Annotated in this window: 23 protein-coding genes and 1 tRNA gene; 13 read left to right on the forward strand and 11 right to left on the reverse strand. The window is 67.1% G+C overall.

Translation table 11 applies throughout. The annotated features are described in order from the left end of the window. Positions 1 to 483 precede the first annotated feature (483 nt). The 3 genes from INQ40_RS05355 to INQ40_RS05365 form a co-directional block, all read right to left on the reverse strand. Positions 484 to 927, reverse strand: coding sequence for a hypothetical protein (locus INQ40_RS05355; protein ID WP_194342132.1), 444 nt, complete (start codon positions 925 to 927; stop codon positions 484 to 486). Positions 928 to 985: 58 nt separating this feature from the next. Beyond that, positions 986 to 1612 carry an HAD-IA family hydrolase gene (locus tag INQ40_RS05360; RefSeq protein ID WP_194342133.1) on the reverse strand — a complete coding sequence of 209 codons (627 nt, stop codon included), beginning with the start codon at positions 1610 to 1612 and terminating at the stop codon, positions 986 to 988. Positions 1613 to 1952: 340 nt separating this feature from the next. Next, positions 1953 to 2029, reverse strand: a tRNA-Pro gene (locus INQ40_RS05365). A gap of 136 nt (positions 2030 to 2165) precedes the next feature. Between INQ40_RS05365 and hisS the strand changes: the two genes are divergently transcribed. Beyond that, the gene (gene hisS / locus INQ40_RS05370) at positions 2166 to 3548 is read left to right on the forward strand and encodes a histidine--tRNA ligase (protein WP_194342134.1); all 1383 of its coding nucleotides are present in this window, start codon (positions 2166 to 2168) and stop codon (positions 3546 to 3548) included. Further along, positions 3545 to 5431, forward strand: a complete 1887-nt coding sequence (locus tag INQ40_RS05375; RefSeq protein WP_194342135.1) for an aromatic amino acid lyase — start codon at positions 3545 to 3547, stop codon at positions 5429 to 5431. The genes hisS and INQ40_RS05375 overlap by 4 nt, the downstream gene beginning before the upstream one ends. A gap of 43 nt (positions 5432 to 5474) precedes the next feature. Here the strand turns inward: INQ40_RS05375 and INQ40_RS13140 are convergent, their stop codons facing one another. Further along, positions 5475 to 7346 (reverse strand): diguanylate cyclase, encoded by a 1872-nt coding sequence (locus INQ40_RS13140; RefSeq protein ID WP_194342136.1) that lies wholly within the window; start codon positions 7344 to 7346, stop codon positions 5475 to 5477. Between the two features lie 173 nt (positions 7347 to 7519). Here INQ40_RS13140 and INQ40_RS05385 point away from each other — a divergent pair, with 173 nt between their 5' ends. The 10 genes from INQ40_RS05385 (at position 7520) to INQ40_RS05430 (ending at position 16974) form a co-directional block, all read left to right on the forward strand. Then, on the forward strand, positions 7520 to 7843 hold the full coding sequence (locus INQ40_RS05385; protein WP_194342137.1) for a YerC/YecD family TrpR-related protein: 324 nt from the start codon (positions 7520 to 7522) through the stop codon (positions 7841 to 7843). Positions 7844 to 7923: 80 nt separating this feature from the next. After that, a complete protein-coding gene (hisG, locus tag INQ40_RS05390) occupies positions 7924 to 8835 on the forward strand; it encodes an ATP phosphoribosyltransferase (protein ID WP_194342138.1) in 912 nt (303 codons plus the stop codon). Then, positions 8832 to 10160, forward strand: coding sequence for a histidinol dehydrogenase (hisD, locus tag INQ40_RS05395; RefSeq protein WP_194342139.1), 1329 nt, complete (start codon positions 8832 to 8834; stop codon positions 10158 to 10160). Before hisG ends, hisD begins: the two co-directional genes overlap by 4 nt. Then, a complete protein-coding gene (gene hisC, locus INQ40_RS05400; RefSeq protein WP_194342140.1) occupies positions 10157 to 11272 on the forward strand; it encodes a histidinol-phosphate transaminase in 1116 nt (371 codons plus the stop codon). The genes hisD and hisC overlap by 4 nt, the downstream gene beginning before the upstream one ends. 5 nt (positions 11273 to 11277) lie before the next feature. After that, positions 11278 to 12351 (forward strand): bifunctional histidinol-phosphatase/imidazoleglycerol-phosphate dehydratase HisB, encoded by a 1074-nt coding sequence (hisB, locus tag INQ40_RS05405; protein ID WP_194035770.1) that lies wholly within the window; start codon positions 11278 to 11280, stop codon positions 12349 to 12351. Continuing rightward, positions 12348 to 12965, forward strand: coding sequence for an imidazole glycerol phosphate synthase subunit HisH (gene hisH, locus INQ40_RS05410; protein WP_194342141.1), 618 nt, complete (start codon positions 12348 to 12350; stop codon positions 12963 to 12965). The genes hisB and hisH overlap by 4 nt, the downstream gene beginning before the upstream one ends. 77 nt (positions 12966 to 13042) lie before the next feature. Next, the gene (gene hisA, locus INQ40_RS05415) at positions 13043 to 13840 is read left to right on the forward strand and encodes a 1-(5-phosphoribosyl)-5-[(5-phosphoribosylamino)methylideneamino]imidazole-4-carboxamide isomerase (protein ID WP_194342142.1); all 798 of its coding nucleotides are present in this window, start codon (positions 13043 to 13045) and stop codon (positions 13838 to 13840) included. Further along, the gene (gene hisF / locus INQ40_RS05420; RefSeq protein WP_194342143.1) at positions 13834 to 14613 is read left to right on the forward strand and encodes an imidazole glycerol phosphate synthase subunit HisF; all 780 of its coding nucleotides are present in this window, start codon (positions 13834 to 13836) and stop codon (positions 14611 to 14613) included. The genes hisA and hisF overlap by 7 nt, the downstream gene beginning before the upstream one ends. Further along, entirely contained in the window at positions 14600 to 15217 is a 618-nt protein-coding gene (hisIE, locus tag INQ40_RS05425; RefSeq protein WP_194342144.1) for a bifunctional phosphoribosyl-AMP cyclohydrolase/phosphoribosyl-ATP diphosphatase HisIE, read from the forward strand. The genes hisF and hisIE overlap by 14 nt, the downstream gene beginning before the upstream one ends. Positions 15218 to 15291: 74 nt before the next feature. After that, positions 15292 to 16974 (forward strand): calcineurin-like phosphoesterase family protein, encoded by a 1683-nt coding sequence (locus INQ40_RS05430; protein WP_194342145.1) that lies wholly within the window; start codon positions 15292 to 15294, stop codon positions 16972 to 16974. An 18-nt stretch (positions 16975 to 16992) separates the two neighbouring features. Here INQ40_RS05430 and mtnC read toward each other — a convergent pair whose 3' ends face one another. From mtnC to INQ40_RS05460, 6 genes are read right to left on the reverse strand one after another with little or no spacing between them, the layout of a single operon-like run. Beyond that, a complete protein-coding gene (gene mtnC / locus INQ40_RS05435) occupies positions 16993 to 17700 on the reverse strand; it encodes an acireductone synthase (RefSeq protein ID WP_194342146.1) in 708 nt (235 codons plus the stop codon). After that, positions 17697 to 18254, reverse strand: coding sequence for an acireductone dioxygenase (locus INQ40_RS05440; protein ID WP_194342147.1), 558 nt, complete (start codon positions 18252 to 18254; stop codon positions 17697 to 17699). Before INQ40_RS05440 ends, mtnC begins: the two co-directional genes overlap by 4 nt. Continuing rightward, on the reverse strand, positions 18251 to 18886 hold the full coding sequence (locus INQ40_RS05445) for a methylthioribulose 1-phosphate dehydratase (RefSeq protein WP_194342148.1): 636 nt from the start codon (positions 18884 to 18886) through the stop codon (positions 18251 to 18253). The genes INQ40_RS05440 and INQ40_RS05445 overlap by 4 nt, the downstream gene beginning before the upstream one ends. A gap of 45 nt (positions 18887 to 18931) precedes the next feature. Next, positions 18932 to 20284, reverse strand: a complete 1353-nt coding sequence (locus INQ40_RS05450; protein WP_194342149.1) for a sodium-dependent transporter — start codon at positions 20282 to 20284, stop codon at positions 18932 to 18934. A 26-nt stretch (positions 20285 to 20310) separates the two neighbouring features. Further along, the gene (gene nhaC / locus INQ40_RS05455) at positions 20311 to 21795 is read right to left on the reverse strand and encodes a Na+/H+ antiporter NhaC (protein WP_194342150.1); all 1485 of its coding nucleotides are present in this window, start codon (positions 21793 to 21795) and stop codon (positions 20311 to 20313) included. A 3-nt stretch (positions 21796 to 21798) separates the two neighbouring features. After that, positions 21799 to 23271, reverse strand: coding sequence for an amino acid permease (locus INQ40_RS05460; RefSeq protein WP_194342151.1), 1473 nt, complete (start codon positions 23269 to 23271; stop codon positions 21799 to 21801). Between the two features lie 177 nt (positions 23272 to 23448). Here INQ40_RS05460 and INQ40_RS05465 point away from each other — a divergent pair, with 177 nt between their 5' ends. Beyond that, complete coding sequence (locus INQ40_RS05465) at positions 23449 to 24033, forward strand: NUDIX hydrolase (protein WP_194342152.1); 585 nt, start codon at positions 23449 to 23451, stop codon at positions 24031 to 24033. Here INQ40_RS05465 and serA read toward each other — a convergent pair. Next, positions 24027 to 25259 carry a phosphoglycerate dehydrogenase gene (gene serA, locus INQ40_RS05470; protein WP_194342153.1) on the reverse strand — a complete coding sequence of 411 codons (1233 nt, stop codon included), beginning with the start codon at positions 25257 to 25259 and terminating at the stop codon, positions 24027 to 24029. The genes INQ40_RS05465 and serA overlap by 7 nt on opposite strands. Positions 25260 to 25318 lie beyond the last annotated feature (59 nt).

Genomic DNA, 25318 nt, shown 5'->3' on the forward strand with positions numbered 1-25318 from the left:
ATGGAAATGGAACTATGACTTTGCCTGGAAATGGGACTTCGGGGGCTCGGCTTGAACTGCCAGTTAGGTTGCAACGGTAGCTGAGAAAAGTCAGCGGTGAAAGACCCTGCTGGCAGTAACGCGAGAGACGGTGCCTGCGCCCGATGAGCTGCACTGCGGGGACTTGCCCGGTCGCCGCGTTGTGCCCGAGCGAGAAACCTGCGGCGCAGGCCTGCAAATGTCTCCGCTGACTCCGGCGACGCGGACCAGTCATCTGTTGCGACACCAGGAATTGCGGTGAAGCGACTCAAACAATCGTTGCGACACCGCACTGACGCCCATGATGCTTTTGCTGCGACCTAACACCGTAGTTAAGCCGACCCCCGACACGTAGTCCGGAGGTTGGCGGAAATTGAGCAACGACTCTGCCTGGAAATGGGACTTCGGGGGTTCGGCTTGAACGACCAGTTAGGCGCGTTTGGCACTTGGTCGGTCCATTCATTCCTACCCGTAGATAGTAAAGGCTACAGAAAGGAGAAAAGCAACTTTAAGCGAAACTGTGGAGAGGATCGCGACTGTCCGGGAGCGTTGAAGCAGGAGAACATAGCTGCCGTTTAGAACCAAAGCGATCCAGCTAGACGCCAAGATCGAGACAAGTCCGCCAGACCAGTGAAACACAACCCCGTATCCCAGAACTCCCAAAGCGGCGCCCAGCAGCGCGGACCTTGCGTATTTGGCACCCAACTCAACGAAAGATACCGTCCAAAAGAGTGCCTCAAGGATCATGGTAGGGATGCCAACACCGAGAAATAATTCTGGTGGTGCTTCTGAAAGTTCGTTGATTCGAAGTTCATCCGCATCCGATGCAAATAAATCTGCGATCTCCAGGCCGCCGAAGAGCAGGATCGCGGTGAGTGAGATGACGATCCATGTCGGGAATCCTTTCATAGGGGCCTAACGCCTGAATTAAGCCGACCCGCGAAGCGGGTTCGGCTTAAATGAATTGTTAGGCCGCAGTCGAGATATCGTGCACATCTCGAAGCTGTGTAGCAAGCCAGTTAATGTCGTTAAGCTCGTCATTATGAAATATAGTGTGGAGACCAGTCTCACGTGCGATGACGAGGTTTTGTTCAGCATTGTCAATGAAGACCGCTTCCGTCGGATTACAGCCGGCTTCGGACAATGCCTGAATAAAAATATTCGGTGTGTACTTGGATGAGCCAATGCGTCCGGAAGTCACGATTGGGCTAAATGCTGCTTGTAAGGAGTGGCGTCTAACTAAGTGATCCATGCGATCAAAGCTGTTGTCAGTAATAATGCCAACGGCATATGTGGGCCGTAGTTGTTTGGCAAGAACAAGCATGTCCTCGTTCATCGGTGTTGCATCGAATGCATCGATCAATTTGCTTAGTTCAATTTTACGACCGAGAGCGGTACAAATGTCCGGCCAAATCGCTTCGTGGGTGGTTTTTCCGAGGATTAGATCCCCTTGGTGGGGAAAAAACGCTTGTTTAAGCTCTGCTTCAGGGATTCCTGTGGAGCAACTAAGTGAACGAATGGTGGTCTGTGACCCTGACTTATCAGTCGTTAGGACGCCATCGAAGTCGAAGAAAATGCTTTTGATGTTTGGCATTGATGCGAGTCAGAGTGGAAGTGCGGCCTAACACCTATTCGGCACCAGATTGGTGCCTATTCCCTGTGTCTAGTCCCGAAGTCCAGATCTTTTTCTGAGCGCTGCACCCGATAAGTCAGCGGCTTCCCTCAACTCGAGGTGCATAACACTTGTGTCTAATCCCGGGTCAGTCCTAGACGCCGTTCCCCGGCCGAAATATCGCATTACGTCCGCGCGAGCGCAATTGCGCCCGCGCTGTGCCCGCTTGGCTGCGCTGGAGGCCCATCCCTTTCCCCCAGGCACAAAAAAACCGGCACATGGCCGGCTTTTGCTTTCTGCCTTGCAGCGCGTGGCTGACAAGTGGTCGGGGAGACAGGATTCGAACCTGCGACTTCTACGTCCCGAACGTAGCGCTCTACCAGGCTGAGCTACACCCCGACTGCAGAGCCGGTGATTGTAAGCACCGTCACCGGACTGCGCAAGGGCCTGGGCGCCGCGCCCGGGCCGGCATGGAGGGGGCGGGGCCGCTAAACTGTGCGTCATCTATTGCGACGTTCTGTCACTGGAGTCCTGCTTGATCAAGCCGCGTACGCCTCCCGGGATCATGGAGCTGCTGCCCCGTGACCAGATTGCCTTCCAGCGCATGCTCGACGTCATCCGCCGCAACTATGAGCGCTTCGGCTTCCTGCCGGTGGAGACTCCGGTCATGGAGCTGTCGGACGTGCTGCTGACCAAGTCCGGGGGCGAGACCGAGCGCCAGGTCTATTTCGTCCAGTCCACCGGCGCGCTCGAGAAGGCTGCCGCGGGCGGGGAGGGCGTTCCGGAGCTGGCGCTGCGTTTCGACCTGACGGTGCCGCTGGCGCGTTATGTCGCCGAGCACGAGCACGATTTGACGTTCCCGTTCCGTCGTTACCAGATGCAGCGGGTGTATCGCGGCGAGCGCGCGCAGCGCGGGCGGTTCCGCGAGTTTTACCAGTGCGATATCGACGTGATTGGCAAGGATGCGCTGTCGGTGCGCTACGACGCCGAGATCCCGGCCGTCATCCACGCGGTGTTTTCCGAGCTGGCGATCGGCAAGTTCACCATCCAGCTCAACAACCGCAAGTTGCTGCGTGGCTTCTTCGAGGCCCAGGGCGTCGCGGATGGCGAGCTGCAGGCGCGGGTGCTGCGCGAGGTCGACAAGATCGACAAGCGCGGTCCCGACTATGTGCGGGAGACGCTGACAGGTCTGGACTTCGGCCTGCCTGCAGCGGCCGTCGACAGCATCCTGACCTTCGTCCAGGTCCGCTCGAGCTCGCACGCGGACGCGCTGGCGCAGCTGGATGCGCTGGGCGAGGGCAACGAGGCCCTGCGTGAGGGCATCACCGAGCTGCGTGAGGTGCTGGCGCTGGTCCGGGCGATGGGCGTTCCCGAGTCCGACTACGCGCTCAACTTCTCCATCGCGCGCGGGCTGGATTACTACACGGGCACCGTTTACGAGACCACGCTGGACGACTACCCCCAGATCGGTTCGATCTGTTCCGGCGGTCGCTACGAGGATCTCGCCAGCCACTACACCAAGTCGAAACTGCCGGGTGTCGGCATTTCCATCGGTCTGACCCGGCTGTTCTGGCAGCTGCGCGAGGCCGGCCTGGTGGAGACCGCCGCCAGCTCGGTGCAGGTGCTGGTGACGCAGATGGACAGCGGGTCGCTGCCGGACAGCCTGGCGATCGCCAACGACCTGCGCCATGCCGGCATCAATACCGAGGTGGTGATGGAGGCGTCCAAGCTTGCCCGCCAGTTCAAGTACGCAGACCGCGCCGGCATCCGCTTCGTGGTCGTGCTGGGCGAGGACGAGATGGCCAAGGGCACGGTGACAGTGAAGGACCTGCGCCGCGCCGATCAGTTCGAGGTCGAGCGGGGCGAGCTGGCGCGCGCGCTGCGGGTCGAGTTGGCCCAGCCGGAGGTGCAGCGATGAAGCCGGTCCGTCTTGACGGGCGCTCGCTGACGCGGGGCGGGCTGGTCGCGGTTGCCCATGGCGCGCACGTCGAGCTCGCTGCCGAGCAGTTGCCCGCCGTCGCCCGCGCCGCCGATTTCCTCGCCGAGCAGGTGCGCCGCGAGGAGCCCATTTACGGCGTTTCCACCGGCTTTGGCAGCAACGCCGACCGCCTGCTGGGTGCGCGTCGCGTGCGCGAGGCGCTGCCCGGCGAGGAGCCGACCGGCGAGAGCCTGCACGCGGAACTGCAGCGCAACCTGATCGTCACCCACGCCGTCTGCGTGGGCGAACCGTTCCCGGCCGACGTGGTGCGCGCGATGCTGTGCATCCGCATCAACACGCTGATGCGTGGTCACTCCGGCGTCCGGGTGGAGACCCTGCAGGCGCTGGTGGCGATGCTCAACGCAGGCATCGTGCCGGTAGTGCCGCAGCTGGGTTCCGTCGGTGCCTCGGGCGACCTCGCGCCGTTGTCGCATCTCGCCATCGTGCTGCTGGGCGGTGGCGAGGCGTTCTATCAGGGCGAGCGCATCAGCGGCGCCGACGCGCTGGAACGCGCGGGCCTGGCGCCGGTCACGCTGTCGTACAAGGAAGGGCTGGCACTGAACAACGGCACCGCGCAGATGCTCGCCTGCGGCGTGCTGGCGCTGTCCAGACTGGAGGACCTGCTCGACACGGCCGACCTCGCCGCGGCGATGACCATTGATGCCTTCGCCGGCCGGTTGGGCGCGTTTGCCGGGAAGGTCCACGAGTTGCGGCCGCATCCCGGTCAGGTCGAAGTCGCTGCGCACCTGCGCAAGCTGCTGGAAGGTTCCACCCTGTCGGATATTCCCTATCACCTGGTCCCGACGTTCAAGCCGTGGACGGCGCAGAGCTGGGACACGCCGGAGGCGCAGGCGCTGCGATTCGACATCGGCTGGAACTGGGTTCCGCTGGACCAGCGCCACGGGCGCGAGAAGTTCTACACCCGCTTTCGTCCGTTCAAGGGCGGCAAGAAGCACCAGCCGCAGGACAGCTACTCGCTGCGTTGCATCCCGCAGGTGCACGGCGCGGTCCGCGACGCGGTCGCCCAGGCCGCCCGCGTGCTGGACATCGAGCTCAATGCGCTGACCGACAACCCGATCATCTTCCCCGACGCCGATGCCGAGCACGTCGAGCAGCAGGTGATTTCCGCCGGCCACTTCCACGGTATGCCGCTGGCGCTGGCGATGAGCTACGTCAAGGCCGCCATCCCGGTGCTGGCGAGCATCTCCGAGCGCCGCCTCAACAAGCTGGTCGATCCCGCCACCAACGACGGCCTGCCGGCCTTCCTGATCGGCAACGAGGACGCCACCGAGTCGGGCTTCATGATCGTGCAGTACACCGCCGCGGCGATCGTCAACGACCTCACCAGCCGCGCGATGCCGGCCTCGGTGTATTCCATCCCCACCAGCGCCAATGCCGAGGACCACGTATCCATGGGCGCCAACGAGGCGCGCCACGTGCTGGCAATGGCCGATGACCTGGGCAAGGTGCTGGGCCTGGAGTTGTACACCGCCGCCCAGGCGCTGGACCTGCGCACCGACATGATCAACGCCGCCCGCGAGCTGGCCCGGCAGGGCGACGTGGAAGCCCTGGCGGCGAAAATCCAGGGCGCCCCGCGCAATGCCGAAGACCATGCGGCATTCCTGGCCGAGGTGGATGCCCTGCGCGCCGAGCTGGCGGAGGCGGAGGCCTTCCATCCGGGCGACGCGGTGGCCGCCGCGCATGCCGCGATCCGGGCGCGGATCCCGTTCCTGGAGCGCGACCGCGCCCTGGATCGCGATGTCGCCGCCGCGGTGCAACTGGTCGTGGACGGCGACGTGCTGGCAGCAGCGCGCGGCAACTGAGCGGCTGAGCAGCTGAGCAGCTGACGGGCTTACGTCGCCGGCGTCACGTCGCGTGCGTTGGCAGGCCGCCGCCCCAGCGCACGCAGTTGCGTCCGTCCGCCTTCGCCCGGTACAGCGCCTCATCGGCCTGCTGCAGGGCGTTGGCGACCTGTGAGCCGCCGTCGACCTGCAACTCGTGAACCCCGATGCTCGCCGTCAGGCGGATCTGGATGCCGGCGACGTCGCAGGCCGACTCGTCCAGGCTGCGACGCAGTTCCTCGGCGACCTGCAGCGCCTGCGCGCCGTCCTTGCCGGGCAGGCCCACCACGAACTCCTCGCCCCCGAACCGGGCCACCACGGCGTTGTAGCGGCGCAGGATCTGGCCCAGCAAATGCGCGCTGAAGCGCAGACACTCGTCACCGACGAGGTGCCCATGCTGGTCGTTGATGTCCTTGAAGTGGTCCAGGTCGATCATCAGCACTGACAGCGGCTGCTCCGCGCGGTAGGCCTCGACCATCAGTTGCTGGAATCGCTCCATGAAATGCGCGCGCGTGTGCAGGCCGGTCAGGCCGTCGCGCTGGCTGGATTCCCGCAATCGCGCATGCGCCTGCCCGAGCTGGTCCAGGGCCAGGCGCAGCTCCGAGGTGCGCTGCTCGACCTCCTGGGCCAGTTCCTCGCGGCCGGCGCGGATGATGCGCTCGTTCTCCTGCCGCAGCGCCGAGTAGCGGTAACTGAGCGCGATGGACAGCAGCAGCATCTCCGTCGCCGAGCCGATCTGCACGCCGTACTCGGTGAGGAAGGTTTTCGGCAGGACGCCAAACGCCAGCGCGGCGAACATCCCGGTACCGGCCAGGAACAATCCCCAGGCCAGCAGGAAGATCCGCGCCGGCTTGTAGCCGCGTGCGGTCACCACGATCGATTCAATGGCGATCCAGGCGATGCTGACAAACACCGCCGCCGAGGCCACCGGCGTGGCGATACGGTAAGGCAGCCAGACCGAGGCGAGTCCCCAGGCGACGAAGAAGGCAATCATCGCCAGCCCGACCAGGTCGCCGAGGCGCCAGCGCTGGCGCAACTCGAGGAAATAGCGGGCGAACTGCTGCATGCCCACCTGGGCCAGACAGATCGACAGCGGCACCGCCTTGTCGGCGAGCCAAGGCGATTTGGGCCACAGGTATTCAAACCCCAGGCCGTTGAGCGTGAACAGCACCAGCCCGAACGCCGAGATATGCAGCAGGTACCAGAAATAGCTGGGGTCGCGCAGCCGGAGCCACAGCACCAGGTTGTAAACAAACAGTGCCAGCAGGATGCCGTAGTACAGGCCGATGCCGAACTGGGCATCGCGCGACACCTCGGCGAACGCGCCCGGGGTGTACAACCACAGCGGCACCTGCATGGAACTCTGGCTGCTGATGCGCACCAGCAGGTCGACCGGCGGGCCAGGGGGCACGTTGATCCAGAAGTTCGGCAAGCGGTAGCGGATGCTGCGGGCCTCGAAGGGCAGGGCGTCCCCACCGGTATGGGTATCGACGTGGCCGTCCGCGTGCAGGGTGTGCACTTCGATGTAGTCGCTCAGCGCGTATTTCTGCACCAGCAGCCAGCGCGGCTCGCGCAGGTTCGCGTTGACGAGGCGGGCGTGGAACCAGAAGGCGCCCGGCTGGAAACCGAACGCGGTCTTGTTGTCGGGCAGTGGCGAGAAGCCTCCCGACGCGAGCCTTTCGCGAACCGCCGCAAGATCGTCCTGCCCGCCCGGGTCGTGGTAGACGCTCACGTAAGGGGTCAGTTCAAGGCGCGAGGTGTGGATGTCGAGATGCAGCGCCGGACGCCCGGTGACCACATCCGAATCGACGGGATGCGCCTGCAGCGCCACGGACACGCTCGCCAGTGCCAGCCACGCCAGCACGCCGCGCCACCCGGACAGCTTCCTGCCACTCATCGGTTATCCCCGTCAACGCCGCTGCGAACGCCCGTTCGCCGACCCGCACGCGGGTCGTATCCCCCGTTTTGTGGCCCCCGGGAGAATCGTACCCTCGCAATCGTCTTGACGGAACAGGAAGCGTGCACTAACGTACCAGCACGTTATTACATTATTACGCTATTACGAGATCCATGAAGCGACTGGCCAGCCAACCCGACAACGCCAACGATGCGCTCGACGCGCTTGCCGAGGCCTTGGCGTGCCTGCAGGGCAGGGACGATGTCCGCGCGTTCCTGCTCGACCTGTGCACGCCGGCCGAACTGGAAGCGATGACCGATCGATGGCGGGTCGTCCCGCTGCTGCTGGAGGGCGTTCCCTACCGCGAGATCCACTCGCGCACCCAGGTGAGCGTTACCACCGTCGGCCGGGTCGCCCGGACCATTGACCACGGCGCCGGGGGTTACGCCGCGGCGATCCGCCACAGCCATCCGGAGCTGCATCCAGGCGACACCTGACCCGATGGCGGCATCGCCGTCCATCGGTTTCACGCCGCACCGTCCGCCTCCCGCTTCGCCCCACGTTTCCGGATAACCCCATGAGCCCACCCGTTCCCGCCGGCCGCGACCGCCTGCGTATCGCCATCCAGAAAAATGGCCGCCTTGCCGAGCCCGCGCGTGCCTTGCTTGCCTCCTGCGGCATGAGCTGGCGGGAAAGCCGCGACCGCCTGTTCTGTTACGGCGAATCGCTGCCGGTGGACCTGCTTCTGGTCCGAGATGACGACATTCCCGGCCTGATCGCCGACGGCGTCTGCGACCTGGGCATCGTCGGGCGAAACGTGATGGCCGAGCAGGACGGCGCGCGGCGCGCCTCCGGGGCCGCGCCGGCATTCAGGGAATGGCGCGCGCTGGGTTTTGGCGACTGCCACCTGGCGCTGGCGATCCCCGAAGGCGAGGCGTGGGAGTCTCCGGCGCAGCTGTCGGGCAAGCGCATCGCGACCAGCTATCCGGCGCTGCTGTCCGAATGGCTCGCGTGTGAGGGCGTCCAGGCCGAGGTGGTGCTGCTGTCCGGCTCGGTCGAGATCGCGCCGCGGCTCGGGCAGGCGGACGCCATCTGCGATCTGGTTTCCAGCGGAGCGACCTTGGCGGCCAACCAGTTGAAGGCGGTGGTGACGCTGTTTCAGAGCGAAGCGGTGCTCGCCGGTCCGATGCAGGATCTGGATGCCGCGCGCGGCGAGCTGGTGGAACTGCTGCTGCGCCGCCTGGACGGCGCGCTGCGGATCCGCAACAGCAAGCTGCTGCTTTTCCAGGCCACGCGTGAAAGCCTGCCCGAGTTGCTGCCGCTGCTGCCCGATGCCGAGGCGCCCACCGTCATGCAGGTCGACGGCGCGGATCGTTTGGCGTTGCAGGCCCTGTGCCACGGCCACCTGACCTGGCAGCGGCTGGAGGACCTCAAGCGCGCCGGCGCCATGGGCCTGATGGTGTTGCCGGTAGAAGGAATGCTGGCATGAGCCGCGCATCCATCGCGGCGATCGGGCCGCAGAACCGTCTCCCGTGGGACGCGCTGGACCCGAGGGCGCGCGCGAACGCGCTGCGGCGGCCGGCGCAGGCCGATGGCGCGAAAACGGCAGCCGCGGTGACGGCGTTGATCGAGGAAGTCCGCGTCGGTGGCGACGCGGCACTTCGAGCGCTGACTGCCCGTTTTGACGGCGTCGACATCAACACCCTCGCGGTGTCCGCGGAAGAATTTGCAATGGCCCAAGCGGAAATCGCGCCGGCCCTGCGCAATGCCATCGTCGAGGCAGCGGCCCGGATCGAGCAGTTCCACGCCGCCGGCATGACCCGGCCGTATGCCGTGGATACCGCGCCGGGCGTGCGCTGCGAGCGGATGCTGCGGCCGATCCAGCGGGTCGGACTGTACGTGCCGGCGGGCTCCGCGCCGCTGCCCTCGACCGCGCTGATGCTGGGCATTCCGGCGCGGCTGGCCGGTTGCCGCGATGTCGTGCTGTGCACGCCGCCACGGGCCGACGGCAGCGTCGCTCCGGCCGTGCTGGTAGCGGCGGCGAGCTGCGGCATCGACCGGGTGTTCAAGCTCGGCGGCGTGCAGGCCATCGCCGCCATGGCGCTGGGAACCGCGAGCGTGCCGGCGTGCGACAAGCTGTTCGGTCCGGGCAATGCGTATGTAACCGAGGCCAAGCGCCAGGTCGCGCAGCTGGAGCGTGGCGTCGGCATCGACATGCCGGCAGGACCGTCGGAGGTGCTGGTCATCGCCGATGCCGGCGCGAACCCGGAATTCGTCGCCGCCGACCTGTTGTCCCAGGCCGAGCACGGCCCGGATTCGCAGGTGATCCTGATCAGCGATGACGGCAGTCTGATCGACCGCGTAGTCGCGCAGATCGAGTCGCAGTTGCCGGAACTGCCACGGGTCGAGACCGCGCGCCGGGCACTGCAGTCGGCGCGGATGATCCAGGTGGCGACGTTGGAAGACGCTTTCGCGATCAGCAACGAGTACGCGCCTGAGCACCTGATCCTCGCCCTGCGCGACGCCCGCCGCTGGCTGCCTTTGGTGAGCGTTGCGGGCTCGGTGTTTCTAGGCGACTGGGCACCCGAGGCGCTTGGCGATTACTGCAGCGGCACTAACCACGTGCTGCCGACCAGCGGCGCGGCCCGGTTCGTCGGTGGGCTCAACGTCGCCAGCTTCCAGCTGGCGATCACGGTGCAGGAAGTGGATCGGCAGGGCCTGCGCGCGATTGGCCCGTGCGCGGTGGAACTGGCCAGCGCGGAGGGGCTCGATGCCCACCGCCTGGCCGTCTCGCGCCGCTTGGATGCGGCATGAGCGCGTCCGCCGTGAAAGCCGACCCGATGCGACTGCTGCGCCGGGACCTCGCCGGATTTGCCGGTTACGCGTCGGCCAGGACCGCTGCGTTGGACGGGGACATCTGGCTCAACGCCAACGAATCCCCGTCGCCCAATGCCGCCGATGCCGATGGCGCGCTGCGTCGCTATCCCGAGCCGCAACCGGCCGCCCTGCGCAAGCTGCTGGCCGGGCTGTACGGGTGCGACGCCGACCGCCTGCTGGTCGGGCGCGGCAGTGATGAGGCCATCGACCTGCTGGTCCGCGCGCTGTGCCGGCCCGGCGCCGACGCGGTGCTGGTCACCCCGCCGACCTTCGGGATGTACGCCGTGAGTGCGCGCTTGCACGGCACCGCGGTGATCGAGGTTCCGCTGCTGGACAACGAAGCGTCGGATCTCCCGATTGGGTTCGAAGCCGATTTCGCGGCGATCGAGCGTGCGGCAACCGCGGCTCCGGTCAAGATTGTCTTCCTCTGCTCGCCGGGCAATCCGACCGGCTCTGCGCTGCCGCTGGACCGCATTGAGGCGCTGGCGCTTGCGTTGGAGGACCGCGCACTGGTCGTGGTCGACGAGGCCTACGGGGAATTCAGCGAGGTCGCCTCGGCGGCGTCCCTGATCGACCGTCAACCCAATATCGCCGTGCTGCGGACGCTGTCCAAGGCGCACGCACTGGCTGGCGCGCGGATCGGCAGCGTGATCGCCGATGCCGGCCTGATCGCGGTGCTCCGGCGCTGCCAGGCGCCGTATCCCTTGCCAACGCCGTGCATCGATTTTGCCTGCCGGTCGCTGACGGCCGAGGCGATCGCGCGCACCGATGCCGGCGTCGCCCAGGTCCTCGCCGAGCGCGAGCGCCTCCACGCGGTGCTGACCGACAGCGCAGCCGTCCGGCGGGTCTATCCGTCGCAGGCCAACTTCCTGCTGGTGCGGTTCCACGAGCCCGACGCGGCGATGGCGCGCCTGCTTGCCGCCGGCATTGTCGTCCGCGATCAACGCGCCGCCAGCGGACTTGGGGATGCGCTGCGGATCACCGTCGGTACCCGCGACCAGAACAACCGCGTCATCGACGCCATCAACGCCCTGGAGCGCACGCAATGAGTGGCCTGACCCCGATCCTGTTCGTGGACCGTGACGGCACCCTGATCGAGGAGCCGCATGATTTTCAGCTCGACAGCCTGTGCAAGCTGCGTTTCGTCCGCGACGTCGTGCCGGCGATGCTGAAGTTGCGCGACGCCGGCTATGAGTTCGTGATGGTGACCAACCAGGACGGCCTGGGCACCGACGCATTCCCGCAGGAGGCGTTCGACGGTCCGCAGCAGCTGATGATGCAGATCCTGGAGAGCCAGGGCATCACCTTCCGCGAGGTGCTGATCGACACCAGTTGGCCGGCCGACAACGCGCCCACGCGCAAGCCGGGGATCGGCCTCGCCCTGCACCTGCTGAAGGACCGCGGGATCGACTGGAAGCGCTCGGCGATGGTCGGCGACCGCGAAACCGACAACGGCTTCGCCCACAACATGGGCATCCGCGGGTTCCAGCTGCGTACCGAGCGGTTCGGCGGTGAGTGGGACTGGCCCGGCATCGCCCATGAGCTGGCCGATGCGCCACGCCGCGCGGTGGTCACCCGCGACACCCGCGAGACCCGCGTCCGCGTCGAGGTTGACCTGGACCGCGTCGCCGAGCCGCAGGTCTCGACCGGCCTGGGGTTCTTCGACCACATGCTCGAGCAGATCGGCAAGCACGGCGGTTTCGCGCTGCAGCTGGAGTGCGAGGGTGATCTGCACGTGGACGAGCACCACACCATCGAGGACAGCGCGCTGGCGCTGGGCCAGGCGCTGCGTGAGGCCTTGGGCGACAAGCGCGGCATAGGCCGCTACGGATTCACCCTGCCGATGGACGAGACGCTGGCCAGCGCCGCGCTGGATTTCTCGGGTCGGCCCTATTTCGTGTTCGACGGCGAGTTCCAGCGCGAGATGATCGGCGACATGCCGACCGAACTGGTGCCGCATTTCTTCCGATCCCTGTGCGAAGGCGGACGGATCAACCTCAACCTGTCGGTCCACGGCGACAACGACCACCACAAGGTCGAGGCGGGGTTCAAGGCGGTCGCGCGCACCCTGCGCCAGGCGATCCGGCGCGAAGGCCGGGAACTGCCGAGCACCAAGGGAACACTGTGAGCGCAACGATTCTGGTCGATGCGGGCGGTGCCAACCTGGGATCGGTGCGCTACGCGCTCGAGCGCCTCGGCGCGGACGTCCGGGTCAGCCGTGACCCGGCGGAGATTGCCGCTGCGGACAGGGTGATCCTGCCCGGCGTCGGCGCGGCGGCGTCCGGCATGGCCCGATTGCGCGAGCGCGATCTGGTCGGCGTATTGCGCGGACTGACCCAGCCGCTGCTGGGCATCTGCCTGGGGATGCAGTTGCTGTACGAGGGCTCGGAGGAGGGCGATGTCGAGTGTCTCGGGCTGATTCCGGGCACGGTGCGGAAACTGGCCGCATCGCCTGCCACCGTCGGCGGTCCCGCCATCCGGGTGCCGCACATGGGCTGGAATACCCTGCAGTTTTCCCAGGATGATCCGCTGCTGGAAGGCATCGCGGACGGCACGCACGTGTATTTCGTCCACAGCTACGCCGCGCCGGTCGACGGGCGGACGCTGGCGACGTGCGAACACGGCAGCACGTTCTCCGCGGTGGTGCGCAGCGGCAACCGCTACGGGGCGCAGTTCCATCCCGAGCGCTCGTCAACGGTGGGCATGCGACTGCTCGCCAACTTCCTGACGATCACTACGTGAGCGGGCGCGCGCGCCCATTTGTCCATGGCCGCTTCGTCTCACGATGTCCCACACCCATGATTCCCGGAGTTGATTGCATGCCTTCGCCCGAACCGCATCCTGTCGTCGCAGTGGCCCGGCCCACCCCGGACGCCTTTGTCGTCTATCCGGCCATCGACGTGCGCGACGGCCGCGTGGTCCGTCTGCAGCAGGGCGATTACGACCGCGAAACCCGCTACCCCGACCAGCCGGCCATCGTTGCCACGCGTTATTCCGATGCGGCCGCGTCCTGGCTGCATCTGGTCGATCTCGATGCAGCGCGTGCGGGCGGGTACACCCTGCAACCGCTGTTGCGCGAACTGAAGCAGACGACGAACTTGCAAATCCAGACCGGCGGTGGCGTCCGCACCGAGTCCGATGTCGAGGCGATCCTGGAGGCCGGTGCGGACCGTGTCGTCGTCGGCTCGCTGGCGGTGCGCGAGCCGGACCAGGTGATCGGCTGGATCCACCGTTTCGGCCCCGAGCGCATCACCGTCGCGCTGGACGCACGCCGGGACGAAGACGGGCGCTGGCAATTGCCGACCGCCGGCTGGACCCGCGCCAGCGATGTCTCGCTGGAACTCCTGCTGGCGCGCTACGCCGGCGAAGGCCTACGCCACCTGCTGTGCACCGACATCGCCCGCGACGGGATGATGGCCGGCCCCAACCTGGATTTCTATCGCCACCTGCTATCGCTGGCACCGGACATGCAGTTGCAGGCCTCCGGCGGCGTGCGCGACACCGCCGACATCGCTGCGGTGCGCGACGCGGGCTGCAGCGGCGCGATCCTGGGCAAGGCGCTGCTGGACGGTCGACTGGACCTGGCGTCGGCGCTGGCCGAAGAGCGTCCATGCTGAGCCGGCGGATCATCCCCTGCCTGGACGTCGCCGACGGCCGCGTGGTCAAGGGCGTGCGCTTCCGCGACCACGTCGATGTCGGCGACATCGTCGAGCTGGCCATGCGTTACCGCGACGCCGGCGCCGATGAGCTGGTGTTCTACGACATCACCGCCAGCCCGCAGGGCCGCCACGTGGACAAGGGCTGGGTCGAGCGGATAGCGCGCGTCATCGACATCCCGTTCTGCGTCGCGGGCGGCATCCGCAGCGTGGCGGACGCCCGCGACGTGCTGCACGCCGGCGCCGACAAGATCTCGATCAACACGCCGGCGCTGCAACGGCCGGCACTGGTGGCCGAGCTGGCCGACGCGTTCGGCGTCCAATGCGTGGTCGTGGGCGTGGACAGCCTGCGCGATGAGGACGGCCAGTGGCGCGTGCGCCAGTTCACCGGCGACGTGCAGCGCACCCGGGCGCTGGCGAAGACCACCCTGGAGTGGGTCGCGCAGGTGCAGGAGCTGGGCGCGGGTGAGATCGTGCTCAACTGCATGGGCAGCGACGGCGTGCGCGAGGGTTACGACATTGAACAGTTGCAGCGCGTGCGTGAGGTCTGCGCGGTGCCGCTGATTGCGTCCGGAGGGGCGGGGACTTCCCGGCACTTCCTCGACCTGTTCCGCCGCGTCGACGTCGACGGCGCGCTTGCCGCCAGCGTCTTCCATTCCGGCGCCATCGCCATTCCCGAACTCAAGCAGTACCTGCGCGCGCAGGGCATCGAGGTGCGTCATGCCGTTTCCTGATCCCGACTCGCTCGCCTGGGATCCCGCCACCGGTCTGCTGCCCGCCATCGTGCAGGACGCGGATACCCTGCGGGTGCTGATGCTCGGCTACATGGACCGCGCGGCGCTGCAGACCACTTGCGAGATCGGCCAGGTCAGCTTCTACAGCCGCAGCCGGCAGCAGGCCTGGACCAAGGGCGAGACTTCCGGCAATTTCCTCAACCTGGTCTCGCTGCAGGCGGACTGCGACGACGACACCCTGCTGGTACTGGCGCGGCCGCAGGGACCCACCTGCCACCTGGACCGCGCCAGTTGCTTCCCCGACGCGCCGGGCAACCTGCTGGCCGAGCTCGATGATGTCGTTCGCCAGCGCGAGCTCGAGCGGCCCGCCGGAAGCTATACGACCAGCCTGTTCGAAAGCGGCATCCGTCGCATCGCGCAGAAGGTCGGCGAGGAGGGCGTGGAGACGGCCCTGGCCGCCGTGGCCGAGGATGACGAGGCGCTGTCGGGTGAGGCGGCCGACCTGATCTTCCATCTGATGGTGCTGCTGCGCGCGCGCGGGCTTTCGCTGGACGCCGCGATTGCCGTGATGCGCGAGCGCCACCGCGCCGCCCGCGCCGGTTGAGGGCGGCTTCGGGGGCTCGCCTGGCGTTCGGCGCTGCTAGGCTTCGATCCTGTCTTTGCAACGGAACGGCCCGCATGCGCGCATCCCTCCATCCCTCGGCTCGTCCACCTCACCGCCGTGTGCTGCTGATCCGGCCGACATTCGCGGCGCTGGGTCTGGCCGCAGCGCTGGTCTGCGCGCCGCTGCTGGCTTCCGCGCAGGCCCCGGCCGTCGCGCAGCAAAGCGCGGACTTCACCGGCGTGGTCTACGCCGACACCAATGGCAACGGCCAGCGCGACCCCGATGAGGCGGGCGTGGCCGGGGTCAAGCTCTCCAACGGCCGCGACATCGTCCGCAGCGCCGCCGAAGGCAGCTACCGGATCGCCGTCCGCCCGGGCGACACGGTGTTCGCGGTGAAGCCCGCGGACTACGCCTTCGCCACCCGCGCCGACGGGCTGCCGGCGTTCTGGCAGCACTACTTTCCCGCCGGCTCGCCCGAGCTCCAGTACGGCGGCATACCCGCCGACATGCGCCTGAGCATGGACGTGGCCCTGCAGCCCAGCCCGGCGCCGGCGGGCGATCTGCAGGTGCTGCTGATGGCCGACCCGCAGGTGAAATCGCTGGTCGACGTCGACTACTACGACCGCGACATCCTTGACACGATCCGCAAGGACGCCCCCGCGCAACTGGGACTGAGCCTGGGCGACATCGTCGATGACGATCTCTCGCTGTACCCGACAATCAACGCCCGCACCGCGACACTGGGCGTGCCCTGGCTGCACGCGCCGGGCAATCACGACATGGATCTGGACGCTGCCTCCGATGCCGACTCGACGCTGACCTTCCGCCGGCATTTCGGCCCGGACACCGTGGCGTGGGAGGAGCAGGGTACGGCGATCGTCCTGCTGGACGACGTCATCCATCTGCCCGGCGCCGGCTACGTCGGTGGCCTGCGCGAGGACCAGTTCACCTTCCTCGAGGCCTACCTGCCCACGCTGGCCACGGATACCCGGCTGGTGGTGGGCGCCCACATCCCGTTCTTCAACACCGCGGCCGCGACCGGTGCGGAGACCTTCCGCGCCGCCGACCGGCAGCGCCTGTTCCAGATGCTGCAGCGCTTCGACAAGGTGCTGCTGCTCAGTGGCCACACCCACGTCCAGCAGCACTTCCATCACGGCGCCGCCGAGGGCTGGAACGGCCCGACTCCGCTGCATGAGTACAACGTCGGCGCGGCCTGTGGCGCGTTCTGGTCCGGGGTCAAGGACGAGGCGGGCATCCCCGACTCGATGATGGCCGACGGCACGCCCAACGGGTATGCGCGGCTGAAGATCGGCGCGTCCGGCGACTACGCCCTGAGCTGGCATCCGGCGCGCCTGCCGGCGAACCAGGCCGGATTCACCCAGGCCATGGCGCTGCACGCACCGCGCGTTTTGCGGCGCGGCGCCTATCCGGCCTGGGGCGTGTACGCCAACGTGTTCATGGGCATGGACGACAGCCAGGTCGAGTACCGCGCGGGCGACGGTGAATGGAAGCCGATGCGCAAGGTTTTGCAGGCCGATCCCCGCGTGCTGGTCGAGAACGTTCGCGACGACGAGGCGGCCATGCTGCGCGGCTTCGACCGCTCACCCGAAGCCAAGCCGAGCCGCCACCTCTGGCGCGGCGCGCTGCCCACCGACCTGCCGACCGGCGAGCACCGGGTCGAGGTACGGACGACCGATCGCTGGCTCGGCGAACAGACGGCGCACACGACCTACCGGTTGCAGGACGCGAGCGAATAAGGCGCCAGGCGGCGCGGCTCAAACGGCCGGATCGATGCCCTCGAAGGATTCCAGCCGGCGATGGCCGTTGGCCGCGTCGGCGTCGCGCGCCTCCGGATAGTCCTCGCGGCGGTCAATCAGGACCGTGTCCATGCCCGCGGTGCGCGCGGCGTCCAGCTCGGCGACCACGTCGGACAGGAACACCACGCGCGCCGCCGGGACGTCGATCTCGGAGGCGATGCGGTCATAGCTGCGGAAATCGCGTTTCTCGCCGACCTCGGTATCGAACCAGCCGGAGAACAGCCCGGTGAGGTCACCGGCATCGCTATGGCCGAAAAACAGCCGCTGCGCCGGCACGCTGCCCGACGAGAAGACATACAGCGGAACGCCGTCGGCATGCCAGCGCTGCAGCGCCTGCGCCGCATCCGGGTAGATGTGCGCGGTGAAGTCGCCGTTGCGGTAACCGTCGGCCCAGATCATCCCCTGCAGGGCCTTGAGCGCCGTGTGCTTGCGGTCCTCGTCGATCCAGCCCTGCATGACCTCGGCAATCATCGCGTCCTGGCACATGCCGCCCAGTTCGGTGGCGACCAGGTCCAGCCACTTGCGCACCGCCGGCTCGTGCCCACGGACCTTGACGAAGGCGGGCAGGGCGCGGCGGGCAAACGGAAACAACACGTCCTTGACGAAGGAGATGCTGCTGGTCGTGCCCTCGATATCGGTGAGGATCACCCGGTTTGACGTGGTCACTTCGCCGGACTCCCTTCGTGACGCGGAAAGCGGCCAGCGATGTCGGTGCCGGTGAAATGGCCGATCCAGCCGTCGGGCTGCTTGAAGAAGCGGATGGCGACGAAGTCCGGCTCTGCGCCCATGTCGAACCAGTGCGGCGTGCCGTCGGGCACGGAGATCAGGTCGCCCTGTTCGCACAGCACCTCGTACACCCTGTCATCCACGTGCAGGGTAAACAGCCCCGAGCCGGCGACGAAGAAGCGCACCTCGTCTTCCTTGTGGAAGTGCTCCTCGAGGAAGGTTTTGCGGATATCCGCGCGCTTGGGGTTGTCGGGGCCGACACTGGCGACATCGACGCTCTGGAAGCCGTGTTCGGCGACGAGCCGGTCGATGTCGGTCCTGTAGGCGGCGAGGATCTTCTCGGGAGCATCGCCGCCGCTGACCTTGTCGCTGGTTTCCCAACGCTCGAAGCTCACCCCGATGGCCGCCAGCTCGCGCGCAATCTCCGCGTGGTCGCTGGTGGATGACACCGCGTTCGCAGGGTCGCGGTCGGTGAAAATACGCAGGCGGCTCATGGTTGCAGCTTCCTCAGTTCCAGTTCGCATCCCAGCAGGAAATCAAACGCCTCCAGGTGGCGGCGCGCCTCGGCCATGTCGCGCCCCCAGGCATACAGGCCGTGGCCGTCGATCAGGTAGCCCCACATGGGCTGGCGGTCCAGCAACGCATCGACCTGATCGGCCAGGGTGGGCATGTGCTGGCTGTTGGGCAGCACGGGCAGCTCGATCGCGGTGTCGTGGGTGGTGTTGCCGTGGAACGCCTTGAGCATCTCGTAGCCTTCCAGCCTCACCTTGCCGGCCGGCGCGTACAGGCGTGAGGCGACAGTCTGGTTCTGCGAGTGCGTATGCAGCACGCAACCGACCTCGGCGAAGCGCCGGTACAGGCGGGTATGCAGCAGGGTCTCGGCAGAGGAGCGGCGCTCCGTGGCGACCGCGTTGCCCTCCAGGTCGACCACCATGGTGCCGTCGGCGGTCAGCCGGCCCTTGTCGCCGCCCGACACGGTAATGGCAACGTGCCGGTCATCCAGACGCTGGGAGAAGTTGCTGCTGGTCGCCGGGGTCCAGCCCGCCGCCGCGATCTCGCACACGTTGCGGGCCAGTTCGGCGGCGCGCGCATGCAGCAGCCGGGCGTCATAGGGAAGTGCATTCATGACGCCAGTTTATCGGATGCCGGCACTCGCGGTGCCCGCCGCTCCCTATAGCACCACGTTGAGCAGCACCATCAGCACCAGCAGCGGCGCCACGATACGCACCACCCAGCGCCACGTGGTGAACACGGCCGGCGACATGCCGGCAAGCTGCTCGCGCAGCACGGTCTCCTTCAGCGCCCAGCCGGTGAACAGCGCGATCAGCAGGCCGCCCAGCGGCAGCATGATGTCGTTGGCCACCAGCTCGATCAGGCCCATCAGGTCGCGGTCGAGCAGGCGCACGTGGGCCCAGATGTTGAAGGAGAACACGGTGACCAGGCCGATCACCCAGCAAAGCGCGGCGACCATCAGCGAGCCGCGCTTGCGTGCAACCCCGCGGCGCTCGACCAGGAACGCCGTTGCCGGCTCCAGCAGCGAGATGGACGAAGTCCACGCAGCCACGAACAGCAGGCCGAAGAACATCAGTCCGTAGACGACACCGCCGGTCATCACGTCAAAGGCCAGCGGCAACGAGGTGAAGATCAGCCCCGGGCCGCCGCCGTGCGGGTCGATGCCGAAGGCGATAACGATCGGGAAGATCGCCAGGCCGGCGAGCAGGGCGATCGCAGTGTCGGCCAGGGCGACGATGGCGCCTGTCTTGGGGATCGAGATGTCCTTGGGCAGGTAGGCGCCGTAGGTCATCATCGTGCACATGCCCAGGCTCAGCGAGAAGAAGGCCTGGCCCATCGCCGCCATCATCATGCCGGCGTTGACCTTGGAGAAATCGGGCTGGAACAGGAAGCTGGCCGCCTTGCCAAGGTGGCCGGTGGTCGCGCCGTAGGCGACCAGCGCCAGCAGGGTGAGCAGCAGCGCCGGCATCAGGAAGCGCACCGCGCGCTCCAGGCCCTTCTCCACGCCCAGGCCGACCACGCCGACCGTCAGGGCCATGAACACCGCATGCCAGCCGGCCAGCTCCCACGGATGCGCCAACAGGTCGCCGAAGGTCGCCGCCGGGTCGGTGATGTGGGCCCCGCCGAACGCCTGTTTCAGGTACAGCCAGCTGTAGTGCAGCGTCCAGCCGCCCACCACGCTGTAGAAGCTCAGGATCAGGATGCCGGCGACGATGCCGATCCAGCCGATGCTGATCCAGCCCTTGGCCGCGCCGGTTTCCCGGGTCAGCGCGACCAGCGTGGTGATCGGGCTGCGCCGGCCGTGGCGGCCGATCAGGATCTCCGCGATCAGGATCGGCAGGCCGACCAGGGCGATGCACATCAAATACACCAGCACGAACGCACCGCCGCCGTTGTCGGAGGCCAGGTACGGGAAGCGCCAGATGTTTCCCAGACCGACGGCGGAGCCGGTAGCCGCGAGGATGAACGCGGTTCGCGAGGACCACATGCCGTGGATCGAGGTCTTTTCCATTCAAGCAATACCTAGGTTGGGGGTTTTCAGGCGGCCGGCGCAGGTGCGGGCGCTGCGCCTGCGGCACGCGGCAACATCAGGATCTTGAAGCCGGCGTAGGCGGATACGACGGCCACCAGCGGGCCGACGAGGTTGAAGAAGGCGTAAGGCAGGTAGTCCATGGTCGCCACGCCCAGGGTGGCGGCCATGTAGGCGCCGCAGGTGTTCCACGGCACCAGCGGGGAGGTGATCGTGCCACCGTCCTCCAGCGCGCGCGACAGGTTGACCGGCGCCAGGCCGCGGCGCTTGTACTCGGGCGCGAACAGCCGGCCGGTGAGCACGATCGCCATGTACTGGTCGGCGGCGACGATATTCGCGCCGATGGCGGTGGCCAGGGTGGCGGCGATCAGCGAGCCGGCGGACCGGGCGGCCTTGAGCACGCTGCGGATCATCCGCTCCAGCAGACCGGCGCGTTCCATCACCGCGCCAAAACCCATCGCGCAGATGATCAGCCAGATCGTGTTGAGCATGCTGATCATGCCGCCGCGGCTGAGCAGATCATCCACCGGACCGACGCCGGTCTGGCCGTGGTAGCCGTCGAACATCGCCGTCCAGGCGCCCGCGAGCAGCGCCATCGGCCGCGACAGGGACTCGTTGTCGGCCAGCTGCAGCACCACGTCGGGCTGGAAGATAACCGCGAACACGCCGCCCAGCAGAGCGCCGATCAGGATCGAGGGATAGGCCGGAAAACCGGTGACGGCCAGCGCGAACACAACCACCATCGGGATCAACAGGTGCAGGCCCAGCGAGAATTGCTCACCGAGCACCTGCGGCAGGTCGCCGAAGGCCTGCCCCGGCACCAGCTCGCGCGCCTCGCCCAGACCGATCACGGTGAACAGGATCAGGGCGATGGCGATGCTCGGCACCGTGGTCCACAGCATGTGGCGGATGTGCGGGAACAGCTCGCTGCCGGCCGCCGCCGGGGCGATATTGGTCGTGTCCGACAGCGGCGAGATCTTGTCGCCGAAATAGCCGCCCGAGATCACCGCGCCCGCGGTCACCGCCGGTGACATGTCCAGGCCTTGCGCGACACCGATCAGCGCCACGCCCAGGGTGCCGGCGACGGTCCACGAGCTGCCGATCACCAGCCCGACGATCGCGCAGATCAGGCACGCGGCGGGATAGAAGTAGGACGGATGGAGCAGCTTGAGGCCGTAGACGATCATCGTCGGAACGGTGCCGCTGAGGATCCAGGTGCCGATCAGCGCGCCCACCGCCAGCAGGATGAAGATCGGCCCGATCGCCAGCGAGATGCCGTGGACCATCCCTTCCTGGATGTCGTCCCACTTCAGTCCGTTGCGGATGCCGATGATCGCCGCGACCGCGCCGGCCAGCATCAGCGAGACCTGGTTGGCACCCGAGGAGGCATTGTCGGAAAACAGGTAGACGCCGGTCGCCAGTGAAACCACCAGGAAAATCAGGGGCAGCACTGCCTGGAACAGTGAAGGCGTTCGAACCGCGGTTTTCGTCATGCTTCAGACCTTGGGGTGGCGCAGCGTGCTGTGACGGTAGCCGTAGGCGAGGTAAATGAACAGACCGATACCGATCCAGCTCAGCAACAGGTCCCAATGTTCGGAAAAGGGCTGGACGAAAAGGTACAGGCAGGAAACCACGCCCAGCGGGCAGATCACGCCGGCCATCGGCACCTTGAACGGTCGCGGCAGGTCGGGCCGCGTCCGGCGCAGGATCAGCACGCCCGCGCAGACGGTCGCGAACGCCAGCAGGGTGCCCATCGAAACCATCTCGCCGAGCAGGTTGATCGGCAGGAACCCGGCCAGCGCCGCAGCGACGATGCCGACCAGCACCGTCCCGACGTAGGGCGTGTGGTATTTCGGGTGCACCTTGCCGAAGAACGCCGGCAGCAGGCCGTCGCGCGCCATGGTGTAGAAGATCCGCGGCTGGCCCATCAGCATCACCAGGATCACCGAGGACAGGCCGGCTATCGCCGCTACCTGCACCGCCACCTGCAGCCAGTGCAGGGCGGGATAGTTGTCGAGGGCGGTGGAGACCGGCTCGGGCGTGGCCAGCAGCGGGTAGGGCATGATCCCCGTCAGCACCGCGCACACCAGGATGTAGAGGATCGTGCACACCACCAGCGAGCCGAGGATGCCGATGGGCATGTCGCGCTGCGGGTTCCTGGCTTCGCCGGCCGCGGTGGAGACCGCGTCGAAGCCGATGTAGGCAAAAAACACGATGGCGGCCGCACGCACCACCCCGCTGGCGCCGAACCGGCCGGGGCCTTCGTTTTCCGGGATGAACGGCTGCCAGTTGGCAACGTCGATGTACTGCGCGCCAAACGCGATGAACAGCAGGATGACCGTCACCTTGATCGCCACCACGACCGAATTGACGAACGCCGACTGGGTGATGCCGACATAGCCCACGCCGCTGATGGCCGCGATGATGAACACCGCGGGCAGGTTGAGCAGCGCGCCACTTCGCACCAGTCCGCCATTGACCACGGTGAAAGGCGCACTGGCCAGTTGCGCGGGCAGCGCCAGGTCGAAGGTGCGCAGAAATGCATTCAGGTAACCCGACCAGCCCACCGCGACCGTCGAGGCCGCGAACAGGTATTCCAGCACCAGGCACCAGCCGATGAACCAGGCCACGCCTTCGCCAAGGGTGGCGTAGGAGTAGGAGTACGCGCTGCCGGACACCGGCAGCATGGCGGCGAACTCGGCGTAGCAAAGACCCGCGAATGCACAGGCAATGCCGGCCAACACGAAGCTGAGCATGATCGCCGGTCCGGCGTGTTCGGCTGCCGCCTGGCCGGTGAGCACGAAAATGCCGGCGCCGACCACCGCGCCCACGCCCAGCAGCAACAACTGAGTAGCCGTCAGCGTCCGGCGCAGGTGCGATTCGCCCTCCAGGTTGCCTTCCACAGGCTCCCCGGCATCGACGTGACCCGCCGGCTGGATCGGCTTGGTCATCAACAGATTCTTGAGCATGGGAACCCCAACGACTGGCGCGCGGCGAGGGCGGTGCTGCGTCACCTTGCGCGGCTGCGTTCGGGCAAGCGACCGGTCACCTTACCGCAGTCCAGAAAGCACCGGCAAGCCGATTTTGTGGGCCCTGTGGAGCCGTCATAATCAGCGTTCTGATCCTGCGGGAAGGCGCCGTTGCGCATGCCGAATCCAGTTCGTGACCCATGCCGGCACCTGTTGCAGGCGCTGGAAGAGTACCGTCGGCGATGGCCGGAAGAGGACGAGGTGGTTGCGCACTTCCAGGCCATGCTGGCGGACCGCGACGATCCGTTTTCACGCGCACGCCTGACGGGTCACTTCACCGCATCGGCGTGGCTGGTGGACCGCCGCGGCACGCGCGTGCTGCTGACCCATCACCGCAAGCTGCAGCGCTGGCTGCAACTGGGCGGCCATGCCGACGGCGAGCGGGACCTCGCGGCGGTGGCCCTGCTGGAAGCGCAGGAGGAGTCGGGGCTGCCAGGCCTGCGCGTGGAGCGCGAACTGTTCGATCTGGACCGGCACTGGATACCCGCGCGCGGCGACGTGCCGGGCCACTGGCATTACGACGCCCGCTACGTCGTGCATGCCGGCGCCGATGAGCAGTACGTGGTCAGCGCCGAATCACTGGATCTGGCGTGGCGGGAGATCCAACGGATCGTGAGTGGTGGCGACGGCGCCGGCACCTACGACGCCGCCTTGCAGCGCATGGCGCGCAAATGGCTGCAACGCCATGGAAACGATCAGTAGAGGATGCGCGTGCGCAGCGTGCCGGGGATCGCCTTCAGCAGACTCTTCAGCTCGTCGCCCTGCGCGCCGGTCGCGCTCACGTCGATCACCACGTAGCCGACCTCCGGATTGGTGCGCAGGTACTGGCCGTCGATATTGAGGCCGAGCTGGGAGAAGATCTCGTTGATCCGCGACAGCACGCCAGGCACGTTGCGGTGGATATGTAGCAACCGCAGGCTGCCCTCATGCCCGGGCAGGGTGACTTCGGGGAAGTTCACCGCCGACAGGGTGGTGCCGTTGTCGCTGTAGCGGACCAGTTTTGCCGCTACCTCCAGGCCGATGTTGTCCTGCGCCTCCAGCGTGCTGCCACCGACGTGCGGGGTCAGGATCACGTTGTCGATGCCCACCAGCGGGCTGCTGAAGAGGTCCTGGTTGCTGCCCGGCTCGACCGGGAATACGTCGACCGCTGCGCCGCCAAGCCGACCGTCCCGGAGCGCGGCGGCGAGCGCGTCCACGTCGACCACCGTGCCGCGCGCGGCGTTGATCAGGTGCGCGCCCGGGCGCATCCGCGCGATCTGCGCGGCGCCGATCATGTTGCGCGTGGCCGGAGTCTCGGGCACGTGCAGGGTCACCACGTCGCTGCGCTCCAGCAGGTCCTCCAGGTTGGCGGTGGGATGCGCGTTGCCCAGGGTGAGCTTGTCCTCGATGTCGTGGAACAGCACGTGCATCCCCAGCGCCTCGGCGATCACTCCGACCTGGGTGCCGATGTGGCCGTAGCCGACGATGCCGATGGTCTTGCCGCGCGCCTCGTGGCTGCCGGCCGCGCTCTTGATCCAGCCGCCGCGATGGCAGGCGGCGTTCTTCTGCGGGATCCCACGCAGCAGCATGATGGTCTCGGCGATCACCAGCTCGGCGACGCTGCGGGTGTTGGAGTAGGGCGCGTTGAAGACCGGGATGCCCGCCAGCTCGGCCGCATGCAGGTCGACTTGGCTGGTGCCGATGCAGAAGCAGCCGATCGCGATCAGGCGCTGGGCATGGGCGAGGACGTCGGCGGTGAGGTGGGTGCGCGAGCGGATGCCGACAATGTGCGCCTCGGCGATCTCGCGCTTGAGCTGGTCGTCGGGCAAGGCCTTGTCGTGCAGCACGATCTGCGAGTATCCGGACTCGCGGAATCGATCCACGGCACTCTGGCTGACGCCCTCCAGCAGCAGGACGCGGATGTCGGTTTTGGGGTAGGACGTTTTCATGGTCACGGCGGCTGCGGGGCGGAAACGTGGACCCCGAATATCGCAGAAACGGCGTCGGA

The sequence above is a fragment of the Lysobacter sp. H21R4 genome (genome assembly GCF_015277535.1).
GTDB classification, from domain to species: domain Bacteria; phylum Pseudomonadota; class Gammaproteobacteria; order Xanthomonadales; family Xanthomonadaceae; genus Novilysobacter; species Novilysobacter ciconiae.